The organism is Pantoea sp. Seng (assembly GCF_009829935.1).
In the GTDB taxonomy this organism is placed as follows: Bacteria; Pseudomonadota; Gammaproteobacteria; order Enterobacterales; family Enterobacteriaceae; genus Pantoea; species Pantoea communis.
The window spans coordinates 287,250-304,981 of the sequence record NZ_SZZV01000001.1 but is presented as its reverse complement, the minus strand read 5'-3'; the positions used below and the strand labels follow the sequence as shown (position 1 = coordinate 304,981).

Sequence of the window (17,732 nt, the reverse complement as noted above, 5' to 3'; positions counted from 1 at the left end):
GCGTTATTGAATATATATTCACAGCAGGTAAAAAAATTTACCCGGATTTTTCCCCTGAATAAGCTGAGTTGCGGGAAGGCGGCCAGCTCGTCAATCCCCCAGGAGCTTACTCAGGTCAGTGACTGGGGTGAGCAAGCGCAACCGACGCACCTGCGGCTCGGCTTATGACGGGTAACAATTAACCTTTGGCCTCACCTTCCTGAATCAATGCCTTCTGCGCCACCACGGCGGCCTTTTGCTGCATGCGGCTTTGCATTTGATCGATGATCACTGCCACGATAATCACGATGCCTTTGATCACCATTTGCCAGAACTCGCTGACGCCCATCATGATCAAACCATCCGCGAGGAAACCGATGACAAATGCCCCCACCAGCGTGCCGAGAATGGTGCCGCGCCCGCCAGCCAGTGAAGTACCACCCAGCACGACCGCCGCAATCGCATTCATCTCGAATGAGGTGCCGTTCGCCGGATGGCTGGCCACCAGCTGCGAGGAGACCACAATGCCGGCAATCGCCGCACAGAAACCTGAAATGGTGTAAACCCAGATTTTCACCGACTTCACTTTGACGCCCGAGAGTTCCGCTGCACGCTCGTTATCACCAATCGCATACACCTGACGGCCAAACGGCAGGCGACGTGCTACATAGGCAATCACCAGCGCCAGCACCACCATCATCCAGATCGCCCACGGTAAGCCGAGAAAATACCCCGCACCGATTTTGTCGAAACCGGTGTTACCCAGCAGCGGATTGCCCTGCAAGCCGGGGAAGGTTTCGCCGCCGGAGGTCAGCATCGCCGCCCCGCGCAGGATGTACATGGTGCCCAGCGTGCAGATAAACGGAGCCACGTTGTATTTGGTGATGATCCAGCCATTCACCGCGCCAATCAGTCCACCCACCACTAACACCACGGGCACAATCACCCAAACGCTGGGAAAGATGGCGATGCCAAACATCGGCAACACAATGCCTTTGGTAATCAACCAGCCGGCAATCATGCCGCACAAGCCCAGCGTGGCACCGATGGAGAGATCAATACCAGCAGTGATAATCACAAAGGTGATGCCGAGCGCCAGAAACGCATTGATGGCGATGTGTTTGACCATGATCACCATGCTACCCACGGCGAGGAAATCCGGCACGGTGATGGCAAAGAAGCCGACGATGAGGAACAACGCGATAAAGGTGCGCAGTTTTAACAGCAGCAGAATCATGCCTTCACGCGAGTTGAAAACCTTACCTGGCGAAGCGAGCGCCATTGCGCCATTGTTTTTCATGCTCAGAACCCCTGTGCACTTGCTTTAACCAGCGCCGCCTCTTCCGCTTCCGCGCGCGGCAGGTCAGCTGTCAACTTGCCGCCAGACATCACAAGAATGCGATCGGCGACGGCCATAATTTCTTTTAAATCGGAGGTGGAGAACACCACGGCAATGCCCTGCTCTGACAGTTTCACCATCATGCGAAACACTTCCGCTTTGGCACCCACATCAATGCCCCGGCTCGGCTCATCCAGCAGCAGTAAACGTGGATTGGTGAGCAATGAACGGCCAATCACCACTTTCTGCTGGTTGCCGCCACTCAGCGCACTGATCGCCACGTCGGGTGACGATATTTTGATGGCCAGATTGCCTACCGTACTGTTTACCGCTTCGCGTTCAGCTTGTTCGGCGATCACGGTGCGATGCGATAAACGTCGCCACAGGCTGGCAATGGTGAGATTGCTGGCCACAGAGGAGACCGGGAAAATACCGGCCCGTTTGCGATCTTCCGGCACCAGGCTCATGCCCATACGAATACGTTCGGCCGTTGGCAAGCGTGTGGGTAACGGTTTGCTGTCCAGCCAAAGTTTGCCGAGATAGTTGCGCTGGCTGCCGAGCAGGCACTCAAACAACTCGGTGCGCCCCGCGCCCATCAGGCCATAAATGCCGACGATCTCCCCGGCGCGCACATTGAAACTGACATCGTCCACCAGTGTATTGCCATGGGCACTGACACAGGTGATGTGCTCGGCTTCCAGCACCGCCGCCCCGAACTGACGATTAGGCGGCAGAAAGTTACTCACCGGTTCGCTGCCGAGCATTTCACGCACGATCCACGGCACATCGATGTCGCTGACCTTCGCTTCCGCCTGAAAGCGACCGTCGCGCAGGATGGTGATCACATCGCCAATCGCCATCAGCTCTTCCAGCCGATGCGAGATATAAATGATGGAAACCCCCTGCCGCGTCAGTTCGCGGATCACCCGGAACAGGATCTCCACTTCGGTTTTGCTCAACGCCGAGGTCGGCTCATCCAGAATTAAGATGTCGGCGTTTTCTGCCAGCGCTTTGGCAATTTCCACCAACTGCTGCTGACCCACTTTCAGGTTGCCGACCATCTCGTCCGGTGAAATTGGCTGGTCGAGACGTTGCAATAACGCAGCCGTGCGTCGCTTCTGTTCTGCTTCGTTAATCGGGCTGATGCCGCGCTGGATTTCCCGTCCCAGAAAGATGTTCTCCGCCACGCTGAGGTTTTCGAACAGGTTGAGTTCCTGATGCACCATGCCGATACCGTGGCGGGCGGCGTCTCGCGTACTGCTCAACACCACTTTTTCGCCGTTAAGGAACATTTCGCCGCTGGTGGGCTGCTGCACCCCGGCGAGGATCTTCATCAGCGTGGATTTACCTGCCCCATTTTCACCGATGATGACGTTCACTTTGCCGCGCCACACGCGATAATCGACACGGTCCAGCGCCAGGGTGCCCGGAAACAACATCGACATCTGTTTGGCCTGCAGGATGATTTCATCGCTCATCATGGATTCCCTTGCTGCAACTGAATCGCCACCACGTCATTCACCTGATTCGGCTCCATACTGACGGCTAACAGCGCCTGCACCGGTTTGCCGACCCAACTGGCATCCACCGGCGGTAGCTGCTGGACGGCATGGCGGTTCAACGCTTTAGTCAGCTGTGCGTATTGCACCTGATTGGTGAACTCTTCAAAGCGATAGCCCGCCGCATCACGAATTGCATTACTGCGCAGTACCGGCCCAATCAACACCTTGACCGGTTTGCCATTGATGGTGACAGTCAGGCTGCGTTCGCGTTCGTTGCTGTTATCAAAGGCGGTGACGGTTCCTCCGGCACGCACAAACACGCTTTCGCTGCCCCCGGCCTTGACGGTATGACTTTTGGTTTCCATATCCGCCCAGCTCAGCGCCTGCTTCTCAGCCGGTTGCTGCACCCGGCTGGCCCAGCTCGATTCGGCGATCTGCTGTGGCGTCTGGTTGCTGTAGCCGGGTTTGGCATTCGGATCTTTCGGCATGATGGGATTGCCGTTTGCATCGAGATCCACCACGGTGCAGGCGGTCAATATCAGCGATAAGAGCCCAACCATCAGCCCGGTTGCTGCTTTTCCCTTCATGCCGACCTCCGTCTTATTTCGCCAGGTTGAAGTTTTTCAGCTTCGCGGCGTTACTGTCGTCGATCAGCACGCAATCCATCAGCTGCTTCTCTTCTTTTTGCGCTTTGCCGTTTTTAAGGTAGTAATCCACCTGCTCAACCGCCATTTGTGCCTGATCCCAACCTGGCTGCAGCACCGTGGCTTTGATGTTGCCTTTATTGATGATGGAATCGCGCGTGTAATCGCTGCCGTCAAAGCCCACGACAATTACGTTGGTTTTACCGGCGGCTTTCAGCGCGGCTTCTGCACCCAGCGCCATGGTGTCATTCCCGGAAATCACCCCGACAATGTTGGGATTTTTCTGCAGAATGGTTTCCATGCGGCTAAAGGCTTCGGTCTGGCTCCAGTTGGCACTCTGCTGCGCCACCATCTTCATATCGGGATAGTCATCCAGCACGTCGTGATAGCCCTGTGAGCGCACGCCCGCGTTGGTATCCGACTCTTTGCCCAGCAGCTCAACGTAGTCGCCTTTGCCGTTCAACAACTTACCGAACTTTTCTGCGCCCAACTGCGCGCCCTGATAGTTGTTAGAGACAATCTGCGCCACGGCGACGCCGGTTTTGTTGATCTCGCGGTCAATCAGGAAGGTGGGGATTCCGGCATCTTTGGCTTTTTGCACCGGGCCAACGGTGGCGTCAGCACCGGCGTTATCCAGAATGATCGCTTTGGCTTTACGCGCGATGGCGGTTTCGATCAGCTGGTTCTGTTTGTTCACGTCATCATCGTGCGAGGCCACCAGCGTGGTGTAACCGAGCGCTTTGGCTTTCTCTCGCGCGCCATCAGCTTCGGCTTTAAAAAACGGGTTATCGTGAGAAGGCGTGATGATAGCAATCAAGCCTTTTTCTGCCGCCAGCGTTGCCGCTGAAGCTAACATCAGTGAAGCCAGTAGGGTCATTTTGAGGACAGAAGCTTTCATTGATTTTTCTCCGCTTGAATATATATTCAATTGCGATTTTATATGCACAATGACTATGCGCTGGCTTCCTGAACTCGTCCATCGCGCGATCCTGAAAAAGCGAATACGATCACAAAATGTTCTGCGTTGTTATTTAAGACAGCCTGATTAACAATACCAGGCAGGTTAAGAGAGAGAAAAAACCATGGCAAAACAGGACGAACAGCGGCTGATGGTAAAAATCGCCACGCTTTATTATGTGGAAGGCATGAAGCAGTCCGATATTGCGCAACTGCTGAAGCTGTCGCAATCCTTTGTGTCACGCATCCTCAATCGCAGCGTGAAAGAAGGCGTAGTGAAAATCAGCGTGGTGCCACCCGCCAATGTCTATCCCGAACTGGAGAAGGCGATTGAGCAGCAGTATCAGCTGCCACAGGTGATTGTGGTCGATGTGCCGGATCAGGCTTCCGCGCTGCAAATTAAACAGGCGATTGGCTCAGCAGCGGCGCACTATCTGGAAACCCGCCTGCGCGCCGATGAACTGATCGGCATTTCATCATGGAGTGGCACCATTCGCGCGATGGTGGACGCGTTGCATCCGCTGAGTGCGCCCTGCAAAGGCGTGATCCAGCTGCTTGGTGGGGTGGGTGCGAACGGCAACGTGCAGGCCACCATCCTGACGCAGAATCTTGCGGCGCTACTGGATTGTCCGGCCTGGTTGCTGCCGTCGCAGTCGATTGAGCATTCAGTGCAGGATCGTCAACGCTTATCAGTAAACCCAGACGTGGCCGTGGTGCTGGAAAAGTTTGATCAAGTGGATCTGGCGATTGTCGGCATTGGCGATCTTGAGCCTTCCGCGCTGCTACGCAATTCCGGCAACTACTATGACGGCGAGATGCTGCGCACGCTGGCCGAGCGCGGTGCGGTGGGCGATATCTGTTTGCATTATTTTGATGCTGATGGAAAACCGGTGTTGAACGTCGAGGAAGATCCGGTGATTGGCATGGAGCTGGCGCAGGTTAAACAGTGTGCGCAAGTGGTGGCACTGGCGGGCGGCAAAGAGAAAGCCCAGGCGATTCGCGGAGCGTTGCGCGGTGGATATGTGAAAGTGCTGATTGTGGATTATCCCACCGCACGATTGCTGATGGAATGACCGATTTAACAGGTTGCTTTAAGGCGCGGCCCTGACGAGCCGCGCTTCGCAAAGCCGACTTATCCGATGGTTCGGTAGGCCGTTGTGACCTTCCACAGATAACGTGGTGCCTGTGCCGCCGGATGTTTATCCTGCACATGCTGATAGAATTCGTCCGGCGTCATCGAGTTGATCATCGCAATCGCCCGATCGCGATTCCGTGAGAAGGTGCGCAGCAACGCACCAGCACCGTTGGCGTAAGAAACGATGGTGGCATAACGCAGCGTGAGTGGATTTCGAATACCGGCCAACTCAGAATCCTGCAGCAGCTTGAGATATGCCGCACCGATATCGATATTTCTCGCTGGATCGCGCAATTCCGAAGACGTCGGCTGACCGTGACGTCCCTGAGTGCGATACACCGCACGCCCCGCCGTTGAGGCTTTAATCTGCATCAACCCTACCGCGTTTGAACGGCTGGTAACGGTGGGATTGCCCCCGGATTCGACACTAATAATGGCGCTGATTAACTTCTCATCAACGCCATAATGACTGGCGGCATCTTCGGTAAACATTGACCATGCATCATTCACTTTCGACGGTGGTGCCTGGGTTAATGGCGTATTTTTCTCTGGCACGACCGTTTTTTCTGGCTCACTGGCACAGCCCGCGAGCAACAGCGCAGATAGCATAAGTAGTCGAATTTTCACTGATTTTTGGTTCCGCAATAGAGTTGGCGCAAGCTATCATACCTGGCGCAGCGCAATGCAAAATTACCGTTTATCCTAAATACGTAAAAAACCTTGTGCTGCCGTGACATCGGTAACGGATTTCGCCATCATCGGCAGGCCACTTTAAATCAGGATGAACGCTATGCTTTCCCCCCGATCTATTCGTCTAATCGCCCCCTCCGGCTATTGCCATAATCAGGATGCGGCCCAACGTGCAGTGAGTCGTTTACAGGCTCAGGGACATCAGTTGGACAACTTATCAGCGATTACACGCCGCTTCCAGCGTTTTGCGGGCGAAGACGGGGAACGGTTGAATGATGTGAACCAGCTGGCAGCACTGAGCACGCTGCCCGATATTGTGCTGGCGGTGCGCGGTGGGTACGGTGCCTCGCGTTTGCTGGATCAGATTGATTATGTCGCTCTGCAGCGCCGGCTGCTCAATCAACCTATCGCGCTTTGTGGACACAGTGATTTCACCGCGATTCAACTGGCGTTACTGGCGCAAACCGGGCTGGTGACCTTCAGCGGCCCGATGCTGGCCGGCAACTTCGGCGCAGAGGCATTATCCGAATTTACCCTGTCACACTTTTGGCAGGCGCTCTCTTCTCCTACAGTCAATATAGGCTGGCAGACCCACAGCCCGGATGCGGGACGCTGGCAAGGGACCTTGTGGGGTGGCAATCTGGCGATGATCTGCTCCCTGATCGGCACACCCTGGATGCCACAAATTGAAAACGGCATTTTGGTGATCGAGGATGTGAATGAGCATCCTTTCCGCATAGAGCGTATGCTGATTCAACTGCAACAGAGCGGCATTCTGGCGCGCCAGCGGGCGATCATCACCGGCAGTTTCACCAGCACGTCACTGTCGGCTTATGACAATGGTTTCGATTTTGCCAGCGTATGGCAACGCATCCGCGATGAATATCAGCTACCGGTGATCAGCGAACTGGCGTTTGGCCACGATGCCGACACCGTCACGCTGCCGCTGGGTGCCAGCGCCACCTTACAGCTTGAACAGGGCGAAGCACAGCTTGCCTTCACCGGCCACCCGACATTGCGCTAACGTTTTGCCGCAGGAGACCGACATTGAAGCCACTGTACGAAGATTTGTGGATCTCCACCCCGGAATTTCCCGCCGAAGAGACGGCGCAAGATTTAATGATGCATGGCTTTATGCTGCGCCATCCGCGCGGCAATCTGGTCATCGGCCGTGTCGAGCATCCGCTCGATCATGAGTTTCTCAATGATGCGGGCGGGGTGATTCGCCATTACCTCACCCACTGGCATGAAGCCGCGCCCGGCGCCGTGGCGATCCAGCAGCGTTTTAACAGTGCGCTCTACTGTCACAGCCGTTCACTGGGGCCGGTCAGTCTGATTGTCGAACCTGATGAGACCTTCATTCAGCAGGAAAGCCACTTTGGTGATTTCCATCTGCTGCCCACACCCGGCCACACGCCGGGCAGCTGCAGTTACCTTTATCACTCCCCGCTGGGCCAGACCTATCTGTTTGTTGGCGATACCTTAACCTGTGACTACAACCGCTGGATCAGCGTGTTGGTACCGGAGAGTAATCCGCTGGAGTTACAGCAATCACTGGAGCTGTACCGCGCGCTGCGCCCGGATGTCGTGCTGATGAGTACCACGCGTGGTCACTTATCATGGGCCAAAGTCGATTTGCAGAGTTGGCTGGCGGCGATTGATGAGGCAGAGCAATCGCCGCTGGATTTACGCCAGCAGCCACTGATCTAGTTACAGCGATTTACTGAGGTAATGACGCTGATGCAGACGCGGATAATTATCGAGGCTAAATCGTAAGGTGTAGCCCATCTTTTCATAGAACGGGCGCGCCTGGAAACTGGCCGTATCAACCTGCGCATAAAGGCAACCACGGGCGCGGGCTTCTGTTTCGGCGGCCTGAATCAACTGTGTGCCAGCGCCCTGCCCACGTAACGCATCGCCGACCCATAGCAGGTCGATGCGCAGCCAGTTACCAAAGGTGGAACCGGTCAACCCGGCCAGCTTGCGGCCAGAAGCATCCTTAATGAAGACGCCAATCGCCTGCATCTCACTGGGATCGATAAAGCGGCTGTTATATTCGGTGAGGCCAAGACGGACGTCATCCAGATCTTGTGCGGTGACGGTGTCGGTTACGCTTAATTGCATCGTCTTCTCCTTTGACTGGCAACTATGAATTGGGGCGCTGGCTATCGTCGTAACGTTCCAGCGAAAGAATTTCCGCATCGCGTTTTTCGGTGCGATTGCAGGGGATGAGTTTATCGCTATCGGCATAGACAAAGAACGTATCGTCATTGTTTTTGTTCACAATCAGCTGATCGCCATTACGAAAACGCGTGATCGCCACTTTATCACCGCCTTGCAAACGCGTGCGCTGTTGCCCTGCTGCAATTTGAAAATGACGTGTTGGCCACATCAGCGTACTTAAACCGTATTCCGCACGCGATACCGTCATGGTCGGGCGCCCCGGACAGGTAATTTGAAATTCGGTTTCGCTCCAGGCCGGCGCGATATGGCACGCCATTAAGCCAACGGCAATAGCTATCGCCTTCATTGGATCTCCGCTGAGGTTAGATGATGATTTCGTTGGGTTTTATGCAGAGAAGCGTAACACAGAAAAAAGCGATAAAACGAATAATGGCCCGTTGAGTACGGGCCTGCAAGGATAGAAGGGTAAAGGAAACGTTAGTTAACCGAGTTCATATCTTTGATTTGATTACGGTTTATCTGCTGTTCTTTACCATCAATATCTTTGTAAGTAATCATGCCGGTATCTTCATCCACTTTAGGTTTACCCTGCACCACAATGGTTTGCCCATCGGTGGTGTGCATGACATGATCGGATGCGCAGCCCGCCAGCAGTAGGCCGAGGCTAAAAGTACCGATTAAAAGCAATGTCTTTTTCATCTCATCCTCCTTTTGGATTCATTGTCAGGTTTAGCACAGCGCGCAGTAATGTGAACCAGGAGAAAGATTAATCTGTGCAGAACAATCGCTGCGCATCAGCCGATATCGACTGAGCAGCAGCTATATTGCATGGATTTCCATCGCAAACGGATGGGGAAGGAATGACCGAAAGGGATTACTCTGCTGCAACCTGTGCGGCGACTAACATTAACGCCAGACCCGCATCTTCCGGATCGAAGCCTTGCATCACTTCTTGTATGGCCGCTACACAGTTCATTACCTGCTTTTTTTTGTCGGCTTCTAATTTATCAATCGCGTGCTGAAGAATCATTAAACTGGCTTCTTCTTCTTTCATAGATTTGCCCTTGTTTTGCTTACCTGATGCGCAACGCTGGCAAGAATAACGTTTATCTGCTACCAAAGTCACCCCTTTACATTCTTACCGCTTAACGATTAAGCAAATGACAAATGGGAAGCGGTGCCAGACCTGCTATGATCAGCATATCAGTGGGCATTGACGGGCCACTGCAAACAAGGAATCGAACCAGGACAGGATCATGTTGCGAATCACGGTAGTACTCACTCTTTTATTATTGGCTGGTTGCAGCTCCACGCCCAAAGGTGTCGACTGCCGGGGCGAAGTCGCGACTATTTATGGACAATCAATGGGGCAGACGCAGGCGCGCATCTTCGATTTGGTGAATGCCTTTACGGTCACGCGTGATGGCGTGGCGGTGAAAAGTGGCACATTGCACTCCAGCGATCGTTTCCAGTATGTCCCTTCTGCCGTGACGCCTGAGGGCTTCACCGCTCAGCGGCTGTCAGATAAGCAATTCCGTCTGATCAACCCTTATCAGAACACCATGATTACCTGGACGTGCCCTTAAACGTGCTTAGCCGGGAAAGATGGTTTATTGTCAGGCTTCCTCACGCTGCGGACCTGTACTATGGAAAAGAGTCTGGACAATAACGGCTACATCGATTTCCCCTTCCCCGCTTCCACCAACGCGGATGGTTCGGTGAATCCTTGTGGATTTGACCTCACGCTGCAGACCGATCGCATCGACGAAATCTCAGCGGGTAAACATTCCGAAAATTTACGGCGTTTACTGGAAGAGGTGAATTTGCAGGAGGGGGTATTTATGACCTTAGCCTGTGACTGGCAGCAGCGTGATGACGGCGTGTGCGGATTTATCGATGTGGCATTACGCCCGGCGCTATCAAGTGGCAGCAGTGAGGAGACGCAAAGTCTGGATCAGGCATTTGAACTCTATCTGGGCCGACAAGAGAAGCAGCACAACATGCAGAGCGGCACCCTGGTCAATTACGCCCGCGCCGTGCTGGATTGGGGCTGGTCACCTTTGCATCAGCGTCAAATGCGCTATGAGAAAGTCACCATTCGCTATTATTGTCAGCAAGCCGACGATGCCGAGTGGTGTTTCGATCATCTACGCCATTTTTTAGTGACCTGGTATCCGGCTTATCGCGGCAATCCCTAAGGGCGTCTCGTGACACCCTTAGGGATTAGGGTTTGACCAGACGAATCGCATGCTCCAGCATCCGCTGTTCGTCGCGTTCATCATGCGCGCGATGATGGCGGGTTCGCTGCAATAAATCGGTGATTTCAGCGCGTTTGGTTTCGTGGCCACATTCGGATAGGACAATCACCGCGTCGCCAATGACCCGACACACTTCATCGTAATCGTCTTCACTTAATACATCACGTTTCATCTCTCCTCCTGGTGTGACACGGCCTGATTTCCGCAAATCAAAAGGCCTGCTACTTCGTTTAAGCCTGGACAGAGTTCAACAATCCTGCAAACCACTGTTACAACCTCGTTGGCCTGCGGGTTGCTGGTCTGAAAATCTGTGACTACGCTGAATCGTAATATTCACAACCAGCAGGGAGTCATCATGACTGATAAAGCGGAAGCAAAATTGAATGAAGCAGCGGGCGCAGTTGAAGAAAAAATCGGGGAATGGACCGGCTCTCGCAAACATCAGGCTAAAGGTGCCGCGCGTCGTTATCCCGCGCAAGCCAGTTATGCTGTACAGGATGCAGCAGATTGCGTGGTCAAATCGGTACGTGATAATCCGGCAACTGGCCTGGCGGTAGCGGCCAGCATCGGCATTATTGTCGGTTTCCTGCTGGGCAGGAAATAAGCGGCGATAGGGGGCCTTCCTGGCCCCAACGCTTATTGATGATGACCGACCTCATCCAACCTTTCCTGAATATGTTCATCCGGCGTCTCTGCCACATCAGCCGTGCTGTTATTCACATCCAGATGACGCCCCTGGTGCACAGAGATATTCACTGGCACGTCAGGTAATTGCGCACAGCTGCCAAATGACACCAGTAAAAAGAACCACGCCGCTAATGACGTCTTTGCCATCTTCTCTTCCACCCACACTGTTTTGAGTCGGGCCAGATTGCCTGACAGAGTGCAAATTAGCGTCAGTGCTGCGCAAAGCTGTGTGGGGAGATGTGAGCAATCAGGCTTGCGAACGGCGTGCTTTGAAGCGCGCCACCATGGTCATCAATGCCTGATAAATCAATCCAGCGTACAAGCTTTTCACCACCACCATACTGATGGCCTCACCCTGCGCCTGCCACGAAGTGAACCACATGAAAATGCCCCACAGCAACGAAAACAGCAACCAGCCCTTAACGAATTTTATGACACCTTGCATACCACCTCCAGAATCTGAAGCGCAGAACATAGCGGGTTTTGCCGGAAAAGGCACGACGAGGGGTTCATGGATGCTATCTGTTTCAAAGTTTTGCGAAATGTATTGTCAGGCACGAACCGCCGTTAAGAAATTGCGCACTTGTCGCATACAGTATGATCACAGTTTGTGATTGAATCCCCGCCATCGTTGTCAGGCATGTTGTGAATATGAATTATTTAAGCGATATCCAGAAATTTATTGAGAGTAACACCCTGCTATCCACCACTTTTAGCTTGCTGCTGCTGGTGATCGCGGGGATGGTGACGCATCTGATCTGCAAATTCTTTGTGGTGAAGGTGGTGCGCAAGGTCTTCTTCAGCACACACAAAAAACAGGTTCCACTAGATAAAGATGTGCGGCTATCTGAAAAGCTCTCAAACTTTATTCCGGTGATCACGGTCTATTACCTGCTGCAGTTTATGCCAGATCTGCCCGAGCATCTGCTGATTGCTATTAAGACTATCTGCGGCATTTTGTTCTTTGTTTATCTGTCGCTGTTCTTCACAGAAGTGCTGGAGATTGTTAACAACTCCTACTCCCGCAAATCAAAGCGTAAGAATCACTCGATCAAGGGCTATATTCAGGTCGGCAAGATCCTGGTGCACATTATTTCGGCGATCATGATTCTGGCCATTATGTCGAATAAATCGCCAGTGATTATTATCTCGAGTTTGGGTGCGGTTGCTGCGGTATTGATGTTGGTGTTCCAGCACACCTTAATGTCGCTGGTGGCGAATATTCAGGTGTCATCCAACGATGTGCTGCAACTTGGTGACTGGATTGAGATGCCGGATAAAGGCATTAGCGGCGAAGTGATTGATATTGCACTGCACACCATTACGCTGCGTAACTGGGATAACACTTTGTCACGCATCCCGACGAAAAACTTCCTCACCGAAACCTATACCAACTGGCAGGCGATGTTCTCCTCCGGCGCGCGCCGTATTATGCGTAGCTTCCACCTCGACCAAATGTCGATTCGCTTTCTCGATCACGAACTCATTCAGCAGATGAGCCAGATTCGCGGTGTTAACGAGCAGCTGTCAGCGTTAATGGATGGCCGTGACAGCAATGCAGTGGGCGATCGTTGGTTTGCTGACAACGGCATGACCAACTTGACGGTGTTCCGCAAATATCTCACCGCGTGGCTGTCGCAGCGCGATGATATTAAGCAGGATATGTATATCGTGGTGCGCACCATGAAGCCCTCGCCGGAAGGTTTACCGGTAGAAGTCTATTGCTTCACCTCGTCGATATTTTGGGTGGAGTATGAGAATTCGCAGTCAGCGATCTTCGAATATATCTATGCGATTGTCGGCCAGTTTGGCCTGCGCATGTATCAGCATCCGGGCGGCAATGATTTCTGGCGCTTGTCGCAGCAGCATGCGTCATCCGCCAAATCCGTTGAACAGCAGGCCGATTAACTTAGCGCATTAAAAAAACGGGAGCCATGGGCTCCCGTCTCAATTTCTGGCTGGCAGAAATTACATGTTCGCGATGATCGCGTCACCAAACTCTGAACATTTCAGCAGTTTAGCGCCATCCATCAGACGCTCGAAGTCATAGGTCACGGTCTTAGCAGCGATAGCGCCTTCCATGCCTTTAACAATCAGGTCTGCGGCTTCGAACCACTCCATATGACGCAGCATCATTTCTGCGGACAGGATAACGGAACCTGGGTTCACTTTATCCTGACCAGCGTACTTAGGTGCCGTACCGTGGGTTGCTTCGAACAGTGCGCACTCGTCACCGATGTTCGCGCCAGGTGCGATACCGATACCACCAACCTGTGCCGCCAGAGCATCAGAGATGTAGTCACCGTTCAGGTTCATACAGGCGATAACGTCGTATTCTGCTGGACGCAATAGGATCTGCTGCAGGAAGGCGTCAGCGATCACGTCTTTAACGATGATCTCTTTGCCAGTGTTTGGATTCTTGAACTTCATCCATGGACCGCCATCGATCAGCTCGCCGCCGAACTCTTCTTTCACCAACTGGTAGCCCCAGTCTTTGAATGAGCCTTCGGTGAACTTCATGATGTTGCCTTTGTGAACCAGGGTCAGAGAATCACGATCGTTGGTGATGGTGTACTCAACCGCAGCACGCACCAGACGTTTAGTGCCCTCTTCAGAGCACGGCTTCACGCCGATACCACACTGCTCAGGGAAGCGAATTTTCTTCACGCCCATCTCTTCGCGCAGGAACTTGATCACTTTGTCCGCTTCTGGTGTGCCCGCTTTCCACTCGATACCCGCATAGATATCTTCTGAGTTCTCACGGAAGATCACCATGTCGGTATCTTCTGGGCGTTTAACCGGGCTTGGGGTGCCGGTGTAGTAGCGAACCGGACGCAGACACACGTACAGATCCAGCTCCTGACGCAGCGCCACGTTCAGAGAACGAATACCGCCGCCAACTGGCGTAGTCAGTGGGCCTTTGATAGCAACGCGGTACTCTTTGATTAAATCGAGGGTTTCTTGCGGCAGCCAGACGTCCTGGCCGTAAAGTTCTACTGATTTCTCACCAGTATAAATTTCCATCCAGGAAATTTTGCGCTCGCCGTTGTAGGCTTTCTTCACAGCGGCATCAACCACTTTCAGCATAACAGGGGAAACATCAACGCCGATGCCATCACCTTCGATGTAAGGAATGACTGGGTTATTCGGAACAGTGAGTTTGCCCTGAACCAGGGTGATTTTTTGACCTTCCGCCGGAACAACTACTTTGCTTTCCATCAACCTCTCCTTCGAGCGATTTTTTGTTAATGATTTGTAAGATGCGGGTCAATACTACTTGAATATTTCCGCTACGCCAATCACCGCAGTTTCGCGTTATAATGCGCCGATTGTTTCTGACTGCAAAGCCCATGCGAAAAACTTCTCAACGAATTCACCAGGATAAGCGTCCAAACACCGCAGCACGCCAGCCTGTGCGCCGTGACACACGTCCAAAAGGACCGCGACGCGTCATACTCTTTAACAAACCTTTCGATGTTTTACCGCAGTTCAGTGATGAAGCGGGACGCCGCACGCTCAAGGATTTCGTGCCGGTTAGCAACGTTTATGCCGCCGGCCGCCTCGATCGCGACAGCGAAGGTTTGATGATTCTGACCAACGATGGCGCGCTACAGGCGCAACTTACGCAGCCCGGAAAGCGCACCGGAAAAATCTATTATGTGCAGATTGAAGGTGCTCCACAGGAATCAGATTTATCCCTGTTACGCAACGGCGTCACCCTCAATGATGGACCTACGCTGCCTGCTGGCGTGGAATTAGTGACCGAGCCAGCGTGGCTGTGGCCGCGCCAGCCGCCGATCCGCGAGCGAAAAGCGATTCCCACCAGTTGGTTGAAAATCACCCTGTACGAAGGACGTAACCGTCAGGTGCGGCGCATGACGGCGCATATTGGTTTTCCCACCTTACGCCTGATTCGCTTTGCCATGGGCAAATATCAACTGAACGATTTAGCCCTGGGAGAGTGGCGCGATGTCAGTGCCAACGTTTAGATCACGACTTTTCAATAACTTTTAGTTAACAATTTCGGAGGAAGGATGTTTAAACCTCATGTAACCGTAGCCTGTATTGTGCAGGCACAAGGCGAATTGCTGGTGGTTGAAGAGCGTGTTCACGGCCGCATTACCTGGAATCAGCCGGCGGGTCATCTCGAAGCCAATGAAACGATTTTAGAAGCGGCGCAGCGTGAGTTGTTTGAAGAGACCGGCATTGACGCTCAACCTGAGTATTTCCTCGGTGTGCAGCAGTGGATCGCGCCTGACGATACACCTTTTGTGCGTTTCCTGTTTGGCCTCGATCTGCCAGAGAAATGCGAGACGTCCCCGCACGATCGCGACATCGATTGCTGCTGGTGGCTGCCGCCAGAGCAGATTCTGACGGCGAATCGCCTGCGTTCACCGCTGGTCGCCGAGAGTGTTCGATTGTGGCAACAAGGCGCGCGTTATCCGCTGCAACTGGTGGCGCCGTTCCAATGGCCGTTTCACGAAGGTGCGCGCCCGGCTTCGGCATGATAGAATGCGCCGCCTGTTTTTATCGTAATTAAGAGTGCGTCATGTCTGACAACAGCCAGAAAAAAGTGATCGTCGGGATGTCCGGCGGCGTCGATTCTTCCGTATCCGCCTGGTTACTGCAACAGCAGGGCTATCAGGTTGAAGGCCTGTTCATGAAGAACTGGGAGGAAGACGACGGCGAGGAGTATTGCACCGCCGCTGATGATCTGGCTGACGCTCAAGCCGTGTGTGACAAGCTCGGCATGAAACTGCACAAAATCAACTTCGCGGCTGAGTACTGGGATAACGTGTTCGAACACTTCCTGGAAGAGTACAAAGCGGGCCGCACGCCAAACCCCGATATTCTGTGCAATAAAGAGATTAAATTTAAAGCCTTCCTTGAATTCGCGGCTGAAGATCTCGGTGCAGACTTCATCGCCACCGGCCACTATGTGCGCCGCGCCGATGTGAATGGCACCAGCCAGTTACTGCGCGGTCTCGACGGCAATAAAGATCAGAGTTACTTCCTCTACACCCTGAGCCATGAACAGATTGCGCAAAGCTTGTTCCCGGTGGGGGAACTGGAGAAGCCTGAAGTACGCCGTATCGCTGAAGAACTGGATTTGATCACCGCGAAGAAAAAAGACTCGACCGGCATCTGCTTTATCGGCGAGCGCAAATTCCGCGACTTCCTTGGTCGTTACTTACCTGCACAGCCGGGCGAAATCGAAACCGTTGAGGGTGAGATTGTCGGTGAGCACCAGGGGCTGATGTATCACACGCTGGGTCAGCGCAAAGGATTGGGTATTGGTGGTCGCAAAGAGAGCAATGACGATCCCTGGTATGTGGTCGACAAAGACGTCGCACGCAATCGCCTGGTGGTGGCTCAGGGTGCGGAACATCCACGCCTGATGTCTGTGGGCTTGATTGCTCAGCAGCTGGATTGGGTCGATCGCCAAACGATGACGGCACCGCTGCGCTGCACGGTGAAAACCCGTTATCGCCAGACCGATATTCCATGCGAAATTATCCCGCTCGATGCCGAGCGTATTGAAGTGCGTTTTGACGAGCCGGTTGCGGCCGTCACGCCTGGCCAGTCGGCCGTATTTTATCTGGGTGATGTTTGCCTCGGCGGCGGCATTATTGAACAGCGCCTGCCATTGGCAGAAGCCTGAGGTCGGCGCTGCCGACGCGATGACAGGAGTTAAGCGTGGCCAAGAACTATTATGAGATAACGCTCGCGCTGGCGGGTATTTGTCAGTCCGCGCATCTGGTGCAGCAATTAGCGCATCAGGGCAGTTGCAACAATGCCGCATTAACCGTGTCGCTGCGCAGCCTGCTGGATCTGAACCCCGGCTCAACGCTGGCGGTATTTGGCAATGATGAAGCGAATCTGCATCTCGGCCTGAAATCGCTGATGGCGGTGTTGAACAGCGGCAGCCGCCAGGGTGCCGGGGCCGAACTGACACGTTACACCCTGAGTATGATGGTGCTGGAGCGCAAATTGCACGGCAACAACGCGGCGCTGAACACCCTTTCTCAGCGTATTGCGCAGCTTGATCGCCAACTCGCGCATTACGAGCTGGAGTCAGAAACCATCACCAGTGCCATGGCGGGGATTTATGTCGATGTGATCAGCCCGCTGGGTCCGCGCATTCAGGTCACCGGTTCGCCGCAGGTATTACAGAATTCTCAGGTACAAAGCAAAGTACGCGCTACCTTGCTGGCAGGCATTCGTGCCGCTGTGTTGTGGCAGCAGGTTGGCGGTGGCCGCCTGCAGCTAATGTTCTCGCGCCAGCGTCTGCTGCGTGAAGCCAAAACCATTTTATCCCGGCTGGGCCCGGCGTATTAAGCGCCACCCTGCCCTAAT

Annotated in this window: 24 protein-coding genes; 11 read left to right on the top strand and 13 right to left on the bottom strand. The window is 53.6% G+C overall.

Features of this window, described 5'->3' with window-relative positions:
- Positions 1–178 precede the first annotated feature (178 nt).
- Genes FD737_RS01470 through FD737_RS01455 form a run of 4 tightly spaced genes read right to left on the bottom strand, consistent with a single transcriptional unit; the run spans position 179 to position 4,362 of the window.
- The gene (locus FD737_RS01470; protein WP_034821966.1) at positions 179–1,279 is read right to left on the bottom strand and encodes an ABC transporter permease; all 1,101 of its coding nucleotides are present in this window, start codon (positions 1,277–1,279) and stop codon (positions 179–181) included.
- Between the two features lie 2 nt (positions 1,280–1,281).
- The gene (locus FD737_RS01465) at positions 1,282–2,796 is read right to left on the bottom strand and encodes a sugar ABC transporter ATP-binding protein (RefSeq protein ID WP_097119204.1); all 1,515 of its coding nucleotides are present in this window, start codon (positions 2,794–2,796) and stop codon (positions 1,282–1,284) included.
- Positions 2,796–3,407, bottom strand: coding sequence for a DUF2291 family protein (locus FD737_RS01460; protein ID WP_160832510.1), 612 nt, complete (start codon positions 3,405–3,407; stop codon positions 2,796–2,798). Before FD737_RS01460 ends, FD737_RS01465 begins: the two co-directional genes overlap by 1 nt.
- Positions 3,408–3,420: 13 nt before the next feature.
- Positions 3,421–4,362: a D-ribose ABC transporter substrate-binding protein gene (locus FD737_RS01455; RefSeq protein WP_160832509.1), complete on the bottom strand. Its 942-nt coding sequence runs from the start codon at positions 4,360–4,362 to the stop codon at positions 3,421–3,423.
- A gap of 184 nt (positions 4,363–4,546) precedes the next feature.
- Here FD737_RS01455 and FD737_RS01450 point away from each other — a divergent pair, with 184 nt between their 5' ends.
- On the top strand, positions 4,547–5,494 hold the full coding sequence (locus FD737_RS01450) for a sugar-binding transcriptional regulator (RefSeq protein WP_160832508.1): 948 nt from the start codon (positions 4,547–4,549) through the stop codon (positions 5,492–5,494).
- 59 nt (positions 5,495–5,553) lie between these two features.
- On the opposite strand, the gene emtA is transcribed toward FD737_RS01450, so the two are convergent.
- Positions 5,554–6,183 (bottom strand): membrane-bound lytic murein transglycosylase EmtA, encoded by a 630-nt coding sequence (gene emtA, locus FD737_RS01445; protein ID WP_075564066.1) that lies wholly within the window; start codon positions 6,181–6,183, stop codon positions 5,554–5,556.
- Between the two features lie 163 nt (positions 6,184–6,346).
- Here emtA and ldcA point away from each other — a divergent pair, with 163 nt between their 5' ends.
- Positions 6,347–7,270, top strand: coding sequence for a muramoyltetrapeptide carboxypeptidase (gene ldcA, locus FD737_RS01440; protein ID WP_097119201.1), 924 nt, complete (start codon positions 6,347–6,349; stop codon positions 7,268–7,270).
- A gap of 23 nt (positions 7,271–7,293) precedes the next feature.
- Complete coding sequence (locus FD737_RS01435; RefSeq protein ID WP_038647517.1) at positions 7,294–7,956, top strand: MBL fold metallo-hydrolase; 663 nt, start codon at positions 7,294–7,296, stop codon at positions 7,954–7,956.
- On the opposite strand, the gene FD737_RS01430 is transcribed toward FD737_RS01435, so the two are convergent.
- From FD737_RS01430 to FD737_RS01415, 4 genes are all read right to left on the bottom strand, one after another.
- On the bottom strand, positions 7,957–8,370 hold the full coding sequence (locus FD737_RS01430; protein WP_045813895.1) for an N-acetyltransferase: 414 nt from the start codon (positions 8,368–8,370) through the stop codon (positions 7,957–7,959). It abuts the gene before it with no gap.
- 22 nt (positions 8,371–8,392) lie between these two features.
- Entirely contained in the window at positions 8,393–8,776 is a 384-nt protein-coding gene (locus FD737_RS01425; protein ID WP_034821987.1) for a hypothetical protein, read from the bottom strand.
- A 131-nt stretch (positions 8,777–8,907) separates the two neighbouring features.
- Complete coding sequence (locus FD737_RS01420) at positions 8,908–9,129, bottom strand: YgdI/YgdR family lipoprotein (RefSeq protein ID WP_058962298.1); 222 nt, start codon at positions 9,127–9,129, stop codon at positions 8,908–8,910.
- A 175-nt stretch (positions 9,130–9,304) separates the two neighbouring features.
- Positions 9,305–9,484, bottom strand: a complete 180-nt coding sequence (locus tag FD737_RS01415; protein WP_034821992.1) for a hypothetical protein — start codon at positions 9,482–9,484, stop codon at positions 9,305–9,307.
- 202 nt (positions 9,485–9,686) lie between these two features.
- On the opposite strand from FD737_RS01415, the gene FD737_RS01410 reads away from it, so the two are divergent.
- Both FD737_RS01410 and FD737_RS01405 read left to right on the top strand, forming a co-directional pair.
- Entirely contained in the window at positions 9,687–10,016 is a 330-nt protein-coding gene (locus FD737_RS01410; RefSeq protein ID WP_160832507.1) for a hypothetical protein, read from the top strand.
- Positions 10,017–10,076: 60 nt separating this feature from the next.
- Complete coding sequence (locus FD737_RS01405) at positions 10,077–10,628, top strand: hypothetical protein (RefSeq protein WP_097119200.1); 552 nt, start codon at positions 10,077–10,079, stop codon at positions 10,626–10,628.
- A 25-nt stretch (positions 10,629–10,653) separates the two neighbouring features.
- Here FD737_RS01405 and FD737_RS01400 read toward each other — a convergent pair whose 3' ends face one another.
- The gene (locus FD737_RS01400) at positions 10,654–10,860 is read right to left on the bottom strand and encodes a DUF2767 family protein (RefSeq protein WP_034822002.1); all 207 of its coding nucleotides are present in this window, start codon (positions 10,858–10,860) and stop codon (positions 10,654–10,656) included.
- 183 nt (positions 10,861–11,043) lie between these two features.
- Between FD737_RS01400 and FD737_RS01395 the strand changes: the two genes are divergently transcribed.
- A complete protein-coding gene (locus tag FD737_RS01395; RefSeq protein ID WP_034822005.1) occupies positions 11,044–11,292 on the top strand; it encodes a DUF883 family protein in 249 nt (82 codons plus the stop codon).
- 32 nt (positions 11,293–11,324) lie between these two features.
- On the opposite strand, the gene FD737_RS01390 is transcribed toward FD737_RS01395, so the two are convergent.
- Both FD737_RS01390 and FD737_RS01385 read right to left on the bottom strand, forming a co-directional pair.
- Complete coding sequence (locus FD737_RS01390; RefSeq protein WP_160832506.1) at positions 11,325–11,522, bottom strand: hypothetical protein; 198 nt, start codon at positions 11,520–11,522, stop codon at positions 11,325–11,327.
- Between the two features lie 100 nt (positions 11,523–11,622).
- A complete protein-coding gene (locus FD737_RS01385; RefSeq protein WP_034822012.1) occupies positions 11,623–11,820 on the bottom strand; it encodes a DUF6404 family protein in 198 nt (65 codons plus the stop codon).
- 206 nt (positions 11,821–12,026) lie between these two features.
- Here FD737_RS01385 and FD737_RS01380 point away from each other — a divergent pair, with 206 nt between their 5' ends.
- The gene (locus FD737_RS01380; RefSeq protein ID WP_045813885.1) at positions 12,027–13,283 is read left to right on the top strand and encodes a mechanosensitive ion channel family protein; all 1,257 of its coding nucleotides are present in this window, start codon (positions 12,027–12,029) and stop codon (positions 13,281–13,283) included.
- Between the two features lie 60 nt (positions 13,284–13,343).
- On the opposite strand, the gene icd is transcribed toward FD737_RS01380, so the two are convergent.
- On the bottom strand, positions 13,344–14,594 hold the full coding sequence (gene icd, locus FD737_RS01375) for an NADP-dependent isocitrate dehydrogenase (RefSeq protein WP_038647536.1): 1,251 nt from the start codon (positions 14,592–14,594) through the stop codon (positions 13,344–13,346).
- 131 nt (positions 14,595–14,725) lie between these two features.
- Between icd and rluE the strand changes: the two genes are divergently transcribed.
- The 4 genes from rluE to hflD are packed head-to-tail and all read left to right on the top strand — an operon-like array spanning position 14,726 to position 17,714.
- Positions 14,726–15,364: a 23S rRNA pseudouridine(2457) synthase RluE gene (gene rluE, locus FD737_RS01370; RefSeq protein WP_237448718.1), complete on the top strand. Its 639-nt coding sequence runs from the start codon at positions 14,726–14,728 to the stop codon at positions 15,362–15,364.
- Between the two features lie 45 nt (positions 15,365–15,409).
- Positions 15,410–15,883, top strand: coding sequence for an NUDIX domain-containing protein (locus FD737_RS01365; RefSeq protein WP_097119197.1), 474 nt, complete (start codon positions 15,410–15,412; stop codon positions 15,881–15,883).
- Positions 15,884–15,924: 41 nt separating this feature from the next.
- Complete coding sequence (mnmA, locus tag FD737_RS01360) at positions 15,925–17,037, top strand: tRNA 2-thiouridine(34) synthase MnmA (protein WP_097119196.1); 1,113 nt, start codon at positions 15,925–15,927, stop codon at positions 17,035–17,037.
- A gap of 35 nt (positions 17,038–17,072) precedes the next feature.
- Positions 17,073–17,714 carry a high frequency lysogenization protein HflD gene (gene hflD / locus FD737_RS01355; RefSeq protein WP_160832505.1) on the top strand — a complete coding sequence of 214 codons (642 nt, stop codon included), beginning with the start codon at positions 17,073–17,075 and terminating at the stop codon, positions 17,712–17,714.
- The last annotated feature ends 18 nt before the right edge of the window (positions 17,715–17,732 follow it).